Annotated in this window: 13 protein-coding genes; 9 read left to right on the top strand and 4 right to left on the bottom strand. The window is 61.1% G+C overall.

Annotation, left to right across the window (positions count from 1 at the left end):
• Positions 1-378, top strand: a 378-nt coding sequence (gene tnpA, locus B9N72_RS07975; protein WP_143477778.1) for an IS200/IS605 family transposase, incomplete at its 5' end; no start/stop codon positions are given.
• A gap of 223 nt (positions 379-601) precedes the next feature.
• Here tnpA and lysS read toward each other — a convergent pair.
• The 3 genes from lysS to B9N72_RS07960 all read right to left on the bottom strand — a co-directional run bounded on the left by lysS (position 602) and on the right by B9N72_RS07960 (position 4,366).
• Positions 602-2,104 carry a lysine--tRNA ligase gene (gene lysS / locus B9N72_RS07970; protein ID WP_085275887.1) on the bottom strand — a complete coding sequence of 501 codons (1,503 nt, stop codon included), beginning with the start codon at positions 2,102-2,104 and terminating at the stop codon, positions 602-604.
• A gap of 67 nt (positions 2,105-2,171) precedes the next feature.
• Positions 2,172-3,276 (bottom strand): peptide chain release factor 2 gene (prfB, locus tag B9N72_RS07965; RefSeq protein WP_143477782.1). Its coding sequence is split into 2 segments (ribosomal slippage): positions 2,172-3,194 and positions 3,196-3,276, totalling 1,104 coding nucleotides; the frame shifts between segments, so codons are not numbered across the junction.
• Between the two features lie 112 nt (positions 3,277-3,388).
• A complete protein-coding gene (locus B9N72_RS07960; protein ID WP_014086283.1) occupies positions 3,389-4,366 on the bottom strand; it encodes a malate dehydrogenase in 978 nt (325 codons plus the stop codon).
• 203 nt (positions 4,367-4,569) lie between these two features.
• On the opposite strand from B9N72_RS07960, the gene B9N72_RS07955 reads away from it, so the two are divergent.
• The 7 genes from B9N72_RS07955 to gltA all read left to right on the top strand — a co-directional run bounded on the left by B9N72_RS07955 (position 4,570) and on the right by gltA (position 10,378).
• Positions 4,570-5,301 (top strand): GntR family transcriptional regulator, encoded by a 732-nt coding sequence (locus B9N72_RS07955; protein WP_085275885.1) that lies wholly within the window; start codon positions 4,570-4,572, stop codon positions 5,299-5,301.
• Between the two features lie 279 nt (positions 5,302-5,580).
• Entirely contained in the window at positions 5,581-5,955 is a 375-nt protein-coding gene (sdhC, locus tag B9N72_RS07950) for a succinate dehydrogenase, cytochrome b556 subunit (RefSeq protein WP_085275884.1), read from the top strand.
• A complete protein-coding gene (sdhD, locus tag B9N72_RS07945; RefSeq protein ID WP_008953141.1) occupies positions 5,949-6,293 on the top strand; it encodes a succinate dehydrogenase, hydrophobic membrane anchor protein in 345 nt (114 codons plus the stop codon). The genes sdhC and sdhD overlap by 7 nt, the downstream gene beginning before the upstream one ends.
• Positions 6,293-8,059 carry a succinate dehydrogenase flavoprotein subunit gene (sdhA, locus tag B9N72_RS07940; RefSeq protein WP_085275883.1) on the top strand — a complete coding sequence of 589 codons (1,767 nt, stop codon included), beginning with the start codon at positions 6,293-6,295 and terminating at the stop codon, positions 8,057-8,059. Before sdhD ends, sdhA begins: the two co-directional genes overlap by 1 nt.
• A gap of 20 nt (positions 8,060-8,079) precedes the next feature.
• On the top strand, positions 8,080-8,784 hold the full coding sequence (locus B9N72_RS07935; protein ID WP_085275882.1) for a succinate dehydrogenase iron-sulfur subunit: 705 nt from the start codon (positions 8,080-8,082) through the stop codon (positions 8,782-8,784).
• Positions 8,781-9,029, top strand: a complete 249-nt coding sequence (locus tag B9N72_RS07930) for an FAD assembly factor SdhE (RefSeq protein WP_014086287.1) — start codon at positions 8,781-8,783, stop codon at positions 9,027-9,029. The genes B9N72_RS07935 and B9N72_RS07930 overlap by 4 nt, the downstream gene beginning before the upstream one ends.
• Positions 9,030-9,088: 59 nt before the next feature.
• A complete protein-coding gene (gltA, locus tag B9N72_RS07925) occupies positions 9,089-10,378 on the top strand; it encodes a citrate synthase (protein ID WP_085275881.1) in 1,290 nt (429 codons plus the stop codon).
• Between the two features lie 7 nt (positions 10,379-10,385).
• Here the strand turns inward: gltA and B9N72_RS20715 are convergent, their stop codons facing one another.
• Positions 10,386-10,610: a hypothetical protein gene (locus B9N72_RS20715; protein ID WP_143477777.1), complete on the bottom strand. Its 225-nt coding sequence runs from the start codon at positions 10,608-10,610 to the stop codon at positions 10,386-10,388.
• Here B9N72_RS20715 and B9N72_RS07920 point away from each other — a divergent pair.
• Entirely contained in the window at positions 10,597-13,425 is a 2,829-nt protein-coding gene (locus tag B9N72_RS07920; protein WP_085275880.1) for a 2-oxoglutarate dehydrogenase E1 component, read from the top strand. The two genes, B9N72_RS20715 and B9N72_RS07920, sit on opposite strands and share 14 nt — an antisense overlap.
• Positions 13,426-13,432: the final 7 nt, after the last annotated feature.

Genomic DNA, 13,432 nt, shown 5'->3' with positions numbered 1-13,432 from the left:
CTGAAAGGGGCGGTGGGAAAGGAGGTCTACAAGTGCGTGATGGTGTTTTGCCAGCAGTTGGGATGCGAGGTAGTGGAACTCAACGTGCAGGTAGATCATGTACACCTGTTGGTGAAGGTACCGCCGAAGCTAGCGATCTCCGAGTTGATGGGCGTCCTGAAAGGACGTACTGCCATCAGGCTCTTCAATGTTTTTCCATACATGAGAAAGAAGCCATTTTGGGGTAACCATTTCTGGGCCAAAGGATACTGCGTAGACACGGTGGGTCTGAACAGCGAGATGATTCAGAAGTACGTGAAATTCCAGGAAAAGGAAGAGCTGCATCAGCAACAGCTGCAGTTTGAGCAGGCGGGCGGGCCTTCTTTGAAGGGCCGCTAGGTATGCCCCCCTTTGGGGGGGCATAAGGCAAAACCACGTTCTACGAACGTGGTTTTTTACTTCATTGGCGCCGGGTAGCCGGATAAAAACCCAACCGTGGCGCACTTAAAAACAAAAAGGCCCCGCCATGTCTGGCTGGGCCTTCCTTTTCGACGTCTGGATTTTTCAGCTATCTGCTGAAAATTTGCATCAGCTCTGCAAACCTACAGCCGTATCGGCGTGCTTATTCCGCCCGCATCTGCGGGAACAGGATGACGTCGCGGATCGACGGGGCATCGGTCAGCAGCATCACCAGGCGGTCGATGCCGATGCCGCAGCCGCCGGTCGGCGGCAGGCCGAATTCCAGCGCACGGATGTAGTCGGCGTCGTAGTGCATTGCCTCGTCGTCGCCGGCATCCTTCTGCTGCACCTGGGCCAGGAAGCGGGCGGCCTGGTCTTCCGGATCATTCAACTCCGAGTAGCCGTTGGCGAGCTCGCGGCCGACCACGAACAGCTCGAAGCGCTCGGTGATGCCGGGGTGCTTGTCCGAACCGCGCGCCAGCGGCGACACTTCCACCGGGTAGTCGACGATGAAGGTCGGATTCCACAGCTGGCTCTCGGCGCATTCTTCGAACAGCGACAGCTGCAGGCCGCCGATGCCGTCGGTCAGTACCGGCTTGCCGCCGAGGCGGGCAATCTCTTCCTTCAGCCAGGCGCGGTCGTGGAGTTGCTCGTCGCTGTAGTGCGGGTTGTATTTCTTGATGGCGCCGACGATGGTCAGGCGCTCGAACTTCGACAGGTCGACCGTCTTCCCCTGGTACTGGATGTGCAGCGTGCCGAGAATGTCCTTCGCCAGCTTCTGGATCACGCCCTCGGTCATTTCCATCATGCGCTGGTAGTCCGAGTAGGCCTCGTAGAATTCCATCATGGTGAACTCGGGGTTGTGCCGTGTGCTCATCCCCTCGTTGCGGAAGTTGCGGTTGATTTCGAACACGCGCTCCAGGCCGCCCACTACCAGGCGTTTCAGGTAGAGCTCGGGGGCGATGCGCAGGTAGAGCGGCATGTCGAGCGCATTGTGGTGCGTGACGAACGGCTTGGCCGTAGCGCCACCCGGGATCGGGTGCATCATCGGCGTTTCGACTTCCAGGTAGCCCTCATTCACCATGTAGGCGCGGATGCCCTGGACGATCTGCGAGCGCTTGGTGAACACGTCACGCGATTGCTCGTTCATGATCAGGTCGAGGTAACGCTGGCGGTATTTCTGTTCCTGGTCGGTGAGTCCGTGGAATTTCTCCGGCAGCGGGCGGATGTTCTTCGACAGCAGGCGCACTTCGCTGGCCTGGACGGTCAGCTCGCCGGTCTTGGTCTTGAACAGGGTGCCGCGGGCCGCCACGATGTCGCCCATGTCCCAGTGTTTGAACTGGTCGTGCTGTTCGTGGCCGGTCTTATCGTTCGACACGAAGATCTGGATGCGGCCGCTGCCATCCTGCAGCGTGGCGAAGCTGGCCTTGCCCATGACGCGCTTGAGCATCATGCGGCCGACCACGGCTACCTCGATCTGTTCCGCTTCCAGCGCCTCGCGTTCCTTCTCGCCGTGCGCGTCGTGCAACTGGCGTGCCATGTGGCTGCGGCGGAAGTCGTTGGGGAAGGCGACGCCCTGTTCGCGGATAGCCTTCAGCTTGTGGCGGCGTTCCGCCATGATCTGGTTTTCGTCGAGGGCGGGGGCAGTTTGTTCGTGTTCTGACATAGTGACTCCAATAGCAATCTTTTATCTGGGGCGGAGGATGCGGCTCCACCCCGTCATCAAAGCGGGCTTAGACGCCCTGCTTGAGGCTCTCTTCGATGAAGCCGTCGAGGTCGCCGTCCATTACGGACTTGATGTTGCCGACCTCGTAGCTGGTGCGCAGGTCCTTGATGCGGGACTGGTCGAAGACGTAGGAGCGGATCTGGTGGCCCCAACCCACGTCGGTCTTGGTGTCTTCCAGTGCCTGCTTGGCTTCGTTGCGCTTTTTCAGCTCCAGCTCGTAGAGCTTGGCGCGCAGCATCTGCATCGCCTCGTCGCGGTTGCGGTGCTGAGAGCGGTCGTTCTGGCACTGCACCACGATGCCGGTCGGGTTGTGCGTGATGCGCACCGCCGAGTCGGTCTTGTTGATGTGCTGGCCGCCGGCGCCGGAGGCGCGGTAGGTGTCCACGCGCAGGTCGGCTGGGTTGATTTCGATCTCGAACGAATCGTCCACTTCCGGGTAGACGAACACCGAGGAGAACGAGGTGTGGCGGCGAGCGTTGGAGTCGAATGGCGAGACGCGTACCAGGCGGTGTACGCCGACTTCGGTGCGCAGCAGGCCGTAGGCGTATTCGCCGCTGATCTTCAGCGTGGCGCTGGTGATGCCAGCCACTTCGCCCTCGGATTCTTCCAGGATTTCGACCTTGAAGCCCTTGCGCTCGGCGTAGCGGGTGTACATGCGCAGCAGCATCCCGGCCCAGTCCTGCGCTTCGGTGCCGCCGGCGCCGGCCTGGATGTCCAGGAAGCAGTTGTTGGGGTCCATCGGGTCGTGGAACATGCGGCGGAATTCGAGTTGGGCCAGCTTGGCCTCGGCCTCGGCCAGATCGTCCTGCACCGCGAGAATGGTGTCGGCGTCGTTTTCTTCGCGCGCCATGTCGAACAGGTCGCGGCTGTCGTTGACGGTGCCGCTGATGCTGTTGATGACCAGTACCACGTCTTCCAGCTGCTTGCGCTCGCGTCCCAGGTCCTGGGCGCGCTTGGGGTCGTTCCAGACGTCGGGGTCTTCGGTCAGGCGGACGACTTCTTCCAGACGGTCACATTTGCCGTCGTAGTCAAAGATACCCCCGAATGGCGGTGGCACGGCTCGCCAGATCTGCAATCTTGGCGTCGATCTGGTTCAGAACTTCGACTTCGATCATCTCAACAACTCCCAATTCGCTATTACGTAAAAACAGAAAATGCCGGCCCGATCAAAGACAAAAAGCGCACCTCGCGGTGCGCTTTTGCATGAACCGGGCTAAATGCTGCTTAGAGCAGGTGGGCAACGCCCGCGCGCTCTTCTTCCAGTTCGGCCAGGGTCAGGTTCATGCGTTCGCGGCTGAACTCGTCGATCTCAAGGCCTTGAACAATTGTGTATTTGCCATTTTCGCACACAACCGGGAAGCCGTACATGACGCCTTCCGGAATGCCGTAGGAGCCGTCGGACGGGATGCCCATGGTCACCCACTTGCCGTTGGTACCCAGCACCCAGTCATGGATGTGGTCGATGGCGGCGTTGGCAGCCGAGGCGGCCGACGACAGGCCGCGTGCTTCGATGATGGCGGCGCCACGCTTGCCCACTGTCGGCAGGAACACGTCGCGGTTCCAGGCTTCGTCGTTGATCTTGGCCTTGAGCGATTCGCCGTTCACGGTGGCGAAGCGGTAGTCGGCGTACATGGTCGGGGAGTGGTTGCCCCAGACCAGCATGTGCTCGATGTCGGACACGGCGGTGCCGGTCTTGGCCGCGAGTTGCGACAGGGCGCGGTTGTGGTCAAGGCGCAACATGGCGGTGAAGTTTTTCGGATCGAGATCCGGAGCGCTGTTCATGGCGATGTAGGCGTTGGTGTTGGCCGGGTTGCCTACCACCAGGACTTTGACGTTGCGGTCGGCGTGGTCGTTCAGTGCCTTGCCCTGAACGGTGAAGATGGCGCCGTTGGCTTCCAGCAGGTCTTTGCGCTCCATGCCTTTGCTACGCGGGCGGGCACCCACCAGCAGGGCGACTTGAGCGTCCTTGAAAGCCACGTTCGGGTCGTCGGTGGCGATCATGCCGGCCAGCAGCGGGAAGGCGCAGTCTTCCAGTTCCATCATCACGCCTTTGACGGCGGTCTGGGCTTGCGGCAGGTCCAGAAGTTGCAGGATGACGGGCTGGTCTTTGCCGAGCATTTCACCGCTGGCAATGCGGAACAGCAGGCTATAACCAATCTGGCCGGCTGCACCGGTCACGGCAACGCGTACAGGGGCTTTCATCAGGAGGCACTCCTTTATTCGACGTGAGATGTGAGGGGATGTTGCTGCGCAATAAATGGCTGCGACCAAGAAGTCTACCACGAGGTCCGGCGCTTGTGGCCGTGGATTCCCCATCACTTTTTCTGATATCATCGATAATGACTTATGTCTTATATAAGACTTCTATTTACGCTTGATTTGTTTGGTGATAAAAAGTACACAACATGAATCGCAACCAGCTCCGCCGCCGGCCGTTGTATGAACAAATCAAGTCGCTCCTGCTGCAACGAATCAACGACGGCGAGTGGCAGGTGGACGAGGCGCTACCCAGCGAATGGGACTTGGCCGAAGAGTTGTCGGTCAGCCAGGGCACCATCCGCCGCGCCTTGACCGAACTGGTCCAGGATGAGGTTCTGTATCGTCAGCAAGGCAGGGGGACATTCGTCGCCGAGTCCGTCAGCGATTGGGGCGATGCCTTGCTCGGCTCCCCGGGTGCAATGGGGGTGGGCGGAGCCGCTCCTCTGGTTGAGCTGTTGAGTTGTTCGCGTGCCAATGCTTCTGTGGAGATGGCCGAGGCCCTCGGGTTACGTCGTAGTGAACCACTATGGCGATTGAGGCAGTTGTGGCGCTATCAGGGGCAGCCGATCGCGCTCGACGATGCCTACCTGTCGTGCGAAAAGTTCGAAGGGCTCGACGCCCGATGGCTGCGGCAGTTCGGTGGCGGAGTGTATGCCACGCTGCAGCGTCGCTACGGGGTCAGGGTAATGGTGAAGTCGGAGCAGTTCCGGGCCGAGCTCCTGCCCCGGGAAGAGGCCTCGCTGCTGGGGCAGGTGACCAGCATCGAGGTGCCGGCCTTGTCGCTGCTGCGACTGTCGGTGTCGATGACCGGAGAGCCGGTCGAGTGGCGTCAGCGTTATTGCCTGACGCAGCAATTCGCCTATGTCGTCACGCCCTAGATCAGCGGTACCGCAGGGATTTCTTGCGGCAGGCTGCGGATGTCTTGATTAGGTAAAAACGACAGGATTTTGTAAAAACCGGCCAAGCCGGTGAGGGTTTTTGATAAAATTCCGGGTTCATGTTGCGCCTGCAGCAAGCAAGTCGACGCAGTGGGTGCAGCGTGAGAGTCGAATCGACGGTCGTGCGCTTTACAAAACAAAATGCGATCGTCACTGGGCGGCTTCAGTCATGAAGCCACGGTATAACCACTTGGTTAAAAAAGCATCCAAGGAAGCCATATGCAGAAGCAACGACCAAAGCACTTGGATCTGGCCAAGATCAGGCTACCCATCCCGGGTATCGTCTCGATCTTGCACCGGATCAGCGGTGTCGCGCTGTTCTTTTCTCTCCCTCTCTTGATTTACCTCCTCCACGGAACCCTCAGTTCGGCTGAAGCATTCGATGCCTACCGTGCTGTGGTCTCCCACCCCCTGATGAAGCTGGTTTTGGTTGGTCTGCTGTGGGCCTTTCTGCACCATTTCTGCGCTGGCATTCGCTTCCTGTTCCTGGATGTGCACAAAGGCCTCGAGCTGCAAACCGCTCGTGCTACCGCCAAGTCCGTGATCGTTATCAGCCTTGCCTTGACTGTCATCCTGGGGGTCGTTCTATGGTAAACCGCATCGTCGTCGGCGCTCATTACGGTCTGCGCGACTGGGTTCTGCAGCGCGTTACCGCCGTCATCATGGCGATCTACACTTTCGCGCTGGTGTTGTTTCTGTTGGCCATGCCGTCCAGCTATGAAGGCTGGAAAGCATTCTTCGGCCAGACCTGGGTGCAGGTGCTGACCCAGACCACCCTGCTCGCCGTGTTTATGCACGCCTGGGTTGGTATCCGTGACCTGTGGATGGACTACATCAAGCCGGTTGGCGTGCGTCTGACGCTGCACGTGCTCACGCTGGTATGGCTGGTGTCCTGTGTTATTTACTCGATTAAAGTGGTATGGGGGCTGTAATGGGCGTACCTGTTCGTCGGTTTGATGCTGTCATCGTTGGCGGCGGTGGCGCAGGTCTGCGTGCGGCCCTGCAATTGTCCGAGTCCGGCCTGAAAACGGCCGTGCTGTCCAAAGTATTCCCGACCCGTTCGCACACGGTCGCAGCGCAGGGCGGCATCTCCGCTTCGCTGGGCAACGTACAGGAAGACCATTGGGAATGGCATATGTACGACACCGTGAAGGGGTCGGACTGGCTGGGTGACCAGGATGCCATCGAATTCATGTGCCGCAAGGCGCCCGAGGCCGTGATCGAACTCGAGCACTTCGGCATGCCGTTCGACCGTCTGGAAAACGGTAAGATTTACCAGCGCCCGTTTGGCGGCCATACCCAAAACAACGGCCAGACCCCGGTACAGCGCGCCTGTGCCGCTGCCGACCGTACCGGCCATGCCATGCTGCACACGCTGTATCAGCGTAACGTGCGCGCCAATACCCAGTTCTTCGTCGAATGGATGGCGCTGGACCTGATCCGCGACGCCGAGGGCGACGTGGTCGGCGTGACCGCGCTGGAAATGGAAACCGGCGAAGTGTTCATCCTGCACGCCAAGGCGGTGCTGTTCGCCACCGGCGGTGCCGGCCGTATCTACGCCGCGTCGACCAATGCCTTCATCAATACCGGCGACGGCCTGGGTATGTGCGTGCGTGCCGGCATTCCGCTGGAAGACATGGAGTTCTGGCAGTTCCACCCGACCGGCGTGGCCGGCGCCGGTGTGCTGATCACCGAGGGTGTGCGTGGCGAAGGCGGCATCCTGCTGAACGCCAACGGCGAACGCTTCATGGAGCGCTACGCGCCGAACCTGAAAGACCTGGCACCGCGTGACTTCGTCGCCCGCTCGATGGAGCAGGAAGTGCTCGAAGGCCGTGGCTGCGGTCCGAACAAGGACTACGTGCTGCTCAAGCTGGATCACCTCGGTCCTGACATCATCAAACAGCGTCTGCCGGGTATCCGCGAGATCGCCATCAAGTTCGCCGGTGTCGACCCGATCAAGGAACCGATCCCGGTCATCCCGACCTGCCACTACATGATGGGCGGTATTCCGACCAACTACCGTGGCGAAGTGGTGATCCCGAAGGGCGACAACGCGGAATCGCGCGTCAATGGTTTCTTCGCCGCCGGCGAATGCGCCTGCGCCTCGGTGCATGGCGCCAACCGTCTGGGCACCAACTCGCTGCTCGACCTGGTGGTCTTCGGCAAATCGGCCGGTGACAGCATGGTCGAGTACATCAAGAACGAGATGCCGACCTGGAAGGATCTGCCGGCCGACGCCGCCGACCGCTCGCTGGCGCGTATTGCCCGTCTCGACGGTCAGACCAACGGCGAAGAAGTGGCCGACGTGCGCACCGCGATGCAGCGCACCGTCCAGGCCCGTGCTGCGGTGTTCCGCAACGCGGACAACCTGTCCAAGGGCGTGACGGAAATCCAGCAGGTGGCCGAGCGCGTGAAGCGCACCCAGATCAAGGACAAGTCCAAGGTCTTCAACACCGCCCGCGTCGAAGCGCTGGAACTGGAAAACCTGATCGAAGTCGCCGTGGCGACCCTGATCGCCGCCGACGCACGCAAGGAGTCCCGTGGCGCCCACGCCCACGCCGATTTCCCGAACCGTGACGACGAGGTCTGGATGAAGCATTCCCTGTACTACGGTGACGAACGTCGCCTGAGCTACAAGCCGGTGCACACCAAGCCGTTGTCGGTGGACTACATCCCGCCGAAAGAGCGTACTTTCTAAGCGGCGAACGGAGATTCAACATGAAGAAAATGCGTTTTTCCATTTACCGCTACGATCCGGACAAGGACGCCAAGCCGTACATGCAGGATTACGAGGTCGAAATCGGCCCGAACGACGTGAAACTGCTGGACGTGATCGTGAAGCTGAAGACCATGGACGACACCCTGTCGTTCCGCCGCTCCTGCCGCGAAGGCATCTGCGGTTCCGACGCCATGAACATCAACGGCAAGAACGGCCTGGCCTGCATCACCGATATCGCCGACCTGCAGGAGCCGATCACCCTGCGTCCGCTGCCGGGGTTGCCGGTGATCCGCGACCTGATCGTGGACATGACCCAGTTCTTCAAGCAGTACCACTCGATCAAGCCGTATGTGATCAACGACAGCCCGCGTCCTGAACGCGAGCGTCTGCAGTCGCCGGAAGACCGCAAGGAGCTGGACGGCCTGTACGAATGTATCCTGTGCGCGTGCTGCTCGACGTCGTGTCCGTCGTTCTGGTGGAACCCGGACAAGTTCGTCGGCCCGGCCGGCCTGCTGGCCGCCTACCGTTTCATTGCGGATACCCGCGACGAAGCGACCAGCGAGCGTCTGGATAACCTGGAAGATCCGTACCGTCTGTTCCGTTGCCACACCATCATGAACTGTGTCGACGTCTGCCCGAAGGGTCTCAACCCGACCAAGGCGATTGGCAAGATCAAGGATCTGATGGTAAGGCGTGCGGTATGACCGACTTTGATCCGGTCGAACTGAAACGGATCCGTTGGCATTCCCGCCGGGGGCTGTTGGAGCTGGATCTGGTGCTGGAGCGGTTCCTCGCCCAGCGCTTCGATTCGCTCTCCCCGGCGGAGATGTCCGCCTACAAGGCTCTCCTCGAACTGCCTGATAATGATTTTCTGGATGTCGTCAACGGCAAGACGGACCTCGACGACCCCGCAATCATGCAGATCGTGGAGATTCTGAGGGCGATCTGACGGCCGGCCTGCAAGGCGCACCGATTACAACGACCATAAACCAGACTGGGAGAATTGCTGTGGAAAGCAACCGTAAAGTGACGCTCACTTACAACGAAGGAAAAGACGCTCTGGAACTGCCGGTGCTGGAAGGCACTCTGGGTCCGGACGTGGTGGACATCCGCTCTTTTGGCAAGACCGGCATGTTTACCTTTGACCCGGGTTTCCTGGCGACCGCCAGCTGCGAATCCAAGATCACGTTCATCGATGGTGATCTGGGCCAGCTGTACTACCGCGGTTACCCGATCGAGCAACTGGCTGAGAAGAGCGACTACCTGGAAGTCTGTTACCTGCTGCTGAACGGCGAACTGCCGACCGCCGCGCAGAAGGCCGACTTCGACCGCAAGGTGCTGCGTCACAACATGCTGCACGATCAGATCCTGACCGTGTTCAAGGGCTTCCGTCGCGATGCACACCCGATGGCGGTAATGGTCGGTGTGGTCGGCGCGCTGTCGGCGTTCTATCACGATTCGCTGGACATCAACGATGCGCACCACCGCGAAGTGTCGGCGCATCGCCTGATCGCCAAGATCCCGAACATCGCAGCCCAGGCCTACCGCTACAACAAGGGCCTGCCGTTCAGCTATCCGAAGAACGGCCTGAGCTACGCCGAGAACTTCCTGCACATGATGTTCTCGACCCCGTGCGAAGAGTACAAGGTGAACCCGATCACGGCCCGTGCGCTGGACCGCATCTTTACCCTGCACGCCGATCACGAGCAGAACGCGTCGACCTCGACCGTGCGTCTGGCCGGTTCGTCGGGTGCCAACCCGTTCGCGTGTATCGCCGCCGGTATCGCCTGCCTGTGGGGTCCGTCCCACGGTGGCGCCAACGAAGCCGTGCTGAAGATGCTGGATGAGATCGGCAGCGTGGACAACGTGGCCGACTTCATGCAGGGCGTGAAGGACAAGCGCTACAAGCTGATGGGCTTCGGCCACCGCGTGTACAAGAACATGGACCCGCGCGCCAAGATCATGAAGCAGACCTGCGACGAAGTGCTGAACGAGCTGGGCCTGCACAACGATCCGAAGTTCAAGCTGGCCATGGAACTGGAGAAGATCGCCCTGTCCGATCCGTACTTCATCGAGCGCAAGCTGTACCCGAACGTGGACTTCTACTCGGGTATCGTGCTGTCGGCCATCGGCATCCCGGTGTCGATGTTCACCCCGATCTTCGCCTTGGCTCGTACCGTGGGCTGGATCAGCCACTGGAACGAGATGATCTCCGATCCGCAGCAGAAGATCGGCCGTCCGCGCCAGCTGTACACCGGTGCAGAACGTCGCGATTACGTCGCGGTCGAACAGCGCTGAGTCATCGCTAGGTGAGAAGTTGGCCGAAGCATCCTTCGGCCAACTTCTCTTCCGGCGGGGTAAAAATTCCGTAGCAACGTGGCGACACGAGCCTTGCGGCAATGGAGATCGGCTCGCCGATGCGCCATTTCCCCAGTGCTTTTGTAACGTCAGCGGCACCGGGCGTTGCAGGTCTAACCGAGCAACACAGCAACACAGACAAAATAAAGGGTCGAACAATGATGCAATCCATGTACAGTCATTCCTACCTGTTCGGTGGGAATGCACCGTTCATCGAGGAGCTGTACGAACAGTACCTCGCGGATCCGAACGGGGTGTCGAGCGAGTGGCGCAGCTACTTCGACAAGCTGGCACAGGCACCGGGCGCCGCCGAGCGTGACGTGCCGCACCAGCCTATCCAGGAATCCTTCATCCAGCTGGCCAAGAAGCCGGCACTGGGCCAGCGCAGCAGCGCCGCCACGGACTGGGAGTCGATGCAGAAGCAGGTCGCCGTGCTCAAGCTGATCTCGGCCTACCGCGTGCTCGGCTCGCGCCAGGCCAACCTCGATCCGCTCAAGCGCATGGACCAGGCCACCATCCGCGAGCTCGATCCGGCTACGCACGGCCTGACCGACGCCGACATGGCGGTGCTGTTCAACGCCGGCTCGCTGGTCGGTCCGAAGAAGCTGCCGCTGTCCGAAATCCTGGCCCGCCTGAAGCAGACCTACTGCGGCAACGTCGGCCTCGAGTACATGCACATCACCACCTCCGAAGAAAAGCACTGGGTACAGCAGCGCTTCGAAGGTGATCTGTCGACCCCGCGTTACGACAGCGACAAGAAAAAGCGCATCTTCAAGCAGATCACGGCTGCCGAGACGCTGGAGCGTTACCTGCACACCCGTTACGTCGGCCAGAAGCGCTTTTCGCTGGAAGGCGGCGAGTCCACCATCGCCGCGCTGGATCACCTGATCCAGAATGCCACCAGCCAGGGCGTGCAAGAGCTGATCATCGGGATGGCTCACCGTGGTCGTCTGAACGTGCTGGTGAACACGCTGGGCAAGCTGCCGCGCGACCTGTTCGCCGAGTTCGAAGGCAAGGCCATGACGCAACTGGCCTCCGGCGACGTGAAGTACCACATGGGCTTCTCCAGCGACATTCCGACCGCCGACGGTCCGATGCACGTCTCGCTGGCGTTCAACCCGTCGCACCTGGAAATCGTCAACCCGGTGGTCGAGGGTTCGGTCCGTGCCCGCCAGGATCGTCGTGGCGACAGTGCCCGCAACCAGGTGGTTCCGGTGCTGATCCACGGTGACTCGGCCTTCGCCGGCCTCGGTGTCAACCAGGGTACCTTCAACCTGTCGCAAACCCGCGGCTACGGTACCGGCGGCACCATCCACATCGTCGTCAACAACCAGGTCGGCTTCACCACCTCCGACACCCGCGACATGCGCTCCACGCTGTACTGTACCGACGTGGCGAAGATGGTCGAAGCACCGATCCTGCACGTCAACGGCGACGATCCGGAAGCCGTGTGTTACGTGATGCAGGCTGCGCTCGACTACCGCATGACCTTCCACAAGGATGTGGTGATCGATCTGGTGTGCTACCGCAAGCTGGGCCACAACGAGGGCGACGATCCGTTCCTCACCCAGCCGATGATGTACAAGAAGATCGCCAAGCACGCCGGCGTGCGCGCCATGTACGCCGAGCGTCTGGTGGCCGAGGGCGTGCTGAGCGCGGAAGAGGCGGATGGTTTCATCCGCGCCTACCGCGACGCGCTGGACAAGGGGGAGCACGTCGAACAGACCGTGCTGACCAATTATCGCCGCGAACACGCGCTGGACTGGACCCCGTACCTGGGCACCCACTGGGCTCACCCGACCGACACCTCGCTGCCGCTGGCCGATATCCAGCGTCTGACCGAGAAGTTCACCACGGTACCGGAAGGCTTCAAGCCGCATCCGACGGTGCAGAAGGTGCTGAATGCCCGCGTCGCCATGGCAGCCGGCGAGCAGCCGGTCGACTGGGGCATGGCGGAAACGGTGGCGTACGCCTCTCTCGTGACCAACGGCTTCGGCGTGCGCCTGTCAGGTGAAGACTCCGGCCGCGGTACCTTCTCGCATCGCCATGCCGTGGTGCACGACCAGAACCGCGAGCGTTGGGACCAGGGCAGCTACGTGCCGCTGCGCAACATGTCCGACAACCAGGGCGAGTTCCTGGTGATCGACTCGATCCTGAACGAAGAAGCGGTGATGGCCTACGAGTACGGCTATTCCTGCACCGCACCGGATCAGCTGGTGATCTGGGAAGCCCAGTTCGGCGACTTCGCCAACGGCGCCCAGGTGGCCATCGACCAGTTCATCAGCTCCGGCGAAACCAAGTGGGGCCGTCTGTCTGGTCTGACCACCATCCTGCCGCACGGCTACGACGGTCAGGGCCCGGAGCACTCCTCCGCCCGTCTGGAGCGCTGGCTGCAACTGTGTGCCGAGCACAACATCCAGATCGTGATGCCGTCCGAAGCCGCACAGATGTTCCACGTGCTGCGCCGCCAGGTGCTGCGCCCGTATCGCAAGCCGCTGGTGATCTTCCTGTCCAAGCGCCTGCTGCGCTACAAGGACGCGATGAGCCCGGTCGAGACCCTGACCCAGGGGTCGTTCCGCCCGGTGATCGGCGACGCCGGCATCCAGGACCCGAAGAAGGTGAAGCGCGCGCTGCTGTGCGCCGGCCAGGTGTATTACGACCTGGTCAACGCCCGCAAGGAGCGCGAGCTGGAGCAGGACATCGCCATCGTGCGCATCGAGCAGCTCTATCCGTTCCCGACCGAGCAGGTCGCCGCCGAACTGGCCAAGTTCCCGGCGCTGAAAGAAGTCATGTGGGTGCAGGAAGAGCCGCGCAACCAGGGCGCCTGGTACCAGATCCGCCATCGTCTCGAGGGCCTTCTGGGCGCCAAGCAGACGCTGTCGTTCGCCGGCCGTCCGTCGTCCGCCTCGCCCGCCGTCGGCTACATGAGCAAACACGTTGCCCAGCTCAAGGACTTCCTTGACGAAGCAATGACGCTGAACAAATAACACACCC

The sequence above is a fragment of the Pseudogulbenkiania subflava DSM 22618 genome, from assembly GCF_900177275.1.
Classification (GTDB): Bacteria; Pseudomonadota; Gammaproteobacteria; order Burkholderiales; family Chromobacteriaceae; genus Pseudogulbenkiania; species Pseudogulbenkiania subflava.
This window is presented reverse-complemented; position numbering and strand designations above follow the sequence as displayed.

What these genes read in the sequence shown, in the direction of transcription:
- lysS (WP_085275887.1), bottom strand. Translation starts at nt 2,104, where the DNA reads ATGTCAGAACACGAACAAACTGCCCCCGCCCTCGACGAAAACCAGATC.
- B9N72_RS07960 (WP_014086283.1), bottom strand. Translation starts at nt 4,366, where the DNA reads ATGAAAGCCCCTGTACGCGTTGCCGTGACCGGTGCAGCCGGCCAGATT.
- B9N72_RS07955 (WP_085275885.1), top strand. Translation starts at nt 4,570, where the DNA reads ATGAATCGCAACCAGCTCCGCCGCCGGCCGTTGTATGAACAAATCAAG.
- sdhC (WP_085275884.1), top strand. Translation starts at nt 5,581, where the DNA reads ATGCAGAAGCAACGACCAAAGCACTTGGATCTGGCCAAGATCAGGCTA.
- sdhD (WP_008953141.1), top strand. Translation starts at nt 5,949, where the DNA reads ATGGTAAACCGCATCGTCGTCGGCGCTCATTACGGTCTGCGCGACTGG.
- sdhA (WP_085275883.1), top strand. Translation starts at nt 6,293, where the DNA reads ATGGGCGTACCTGTTCGTCGGTTTGATGCTGTCATCGTTGGCGGCGGT.
- B9N72_RS07935 (WP_085275882.1), top strand. Translation starts at nt 8,080, where the DNA reads ATGAAGAAAATGCGTTTTTCCATTTACCGCTACGATCCGGACAAGGAC.
- B9N72_RS07930 (WP_014086287.1), top strand. Translation starts at nt 8,781, where the DNA reads ATGACCGACTTTGATCCGGTCGAACTGAAACGGATCCGTTGGCATTCC.
- B9N72_RS07920 (WP_085275880.1), top strand. Translation starts at nt 10,597, where the DNA reads ATGATGCAATCCATGTACAGTCATTCCTACCTGTTCGGTGGGAATGCA.
- B9N72_RS20715 (WP_143477777.1), bottom strand. Translation starts at nt 10,610, where the DNA reads ATGGATTGCATCATTGTTCGACCCTTTATTTTGTCTGTGTTGCTGTGT.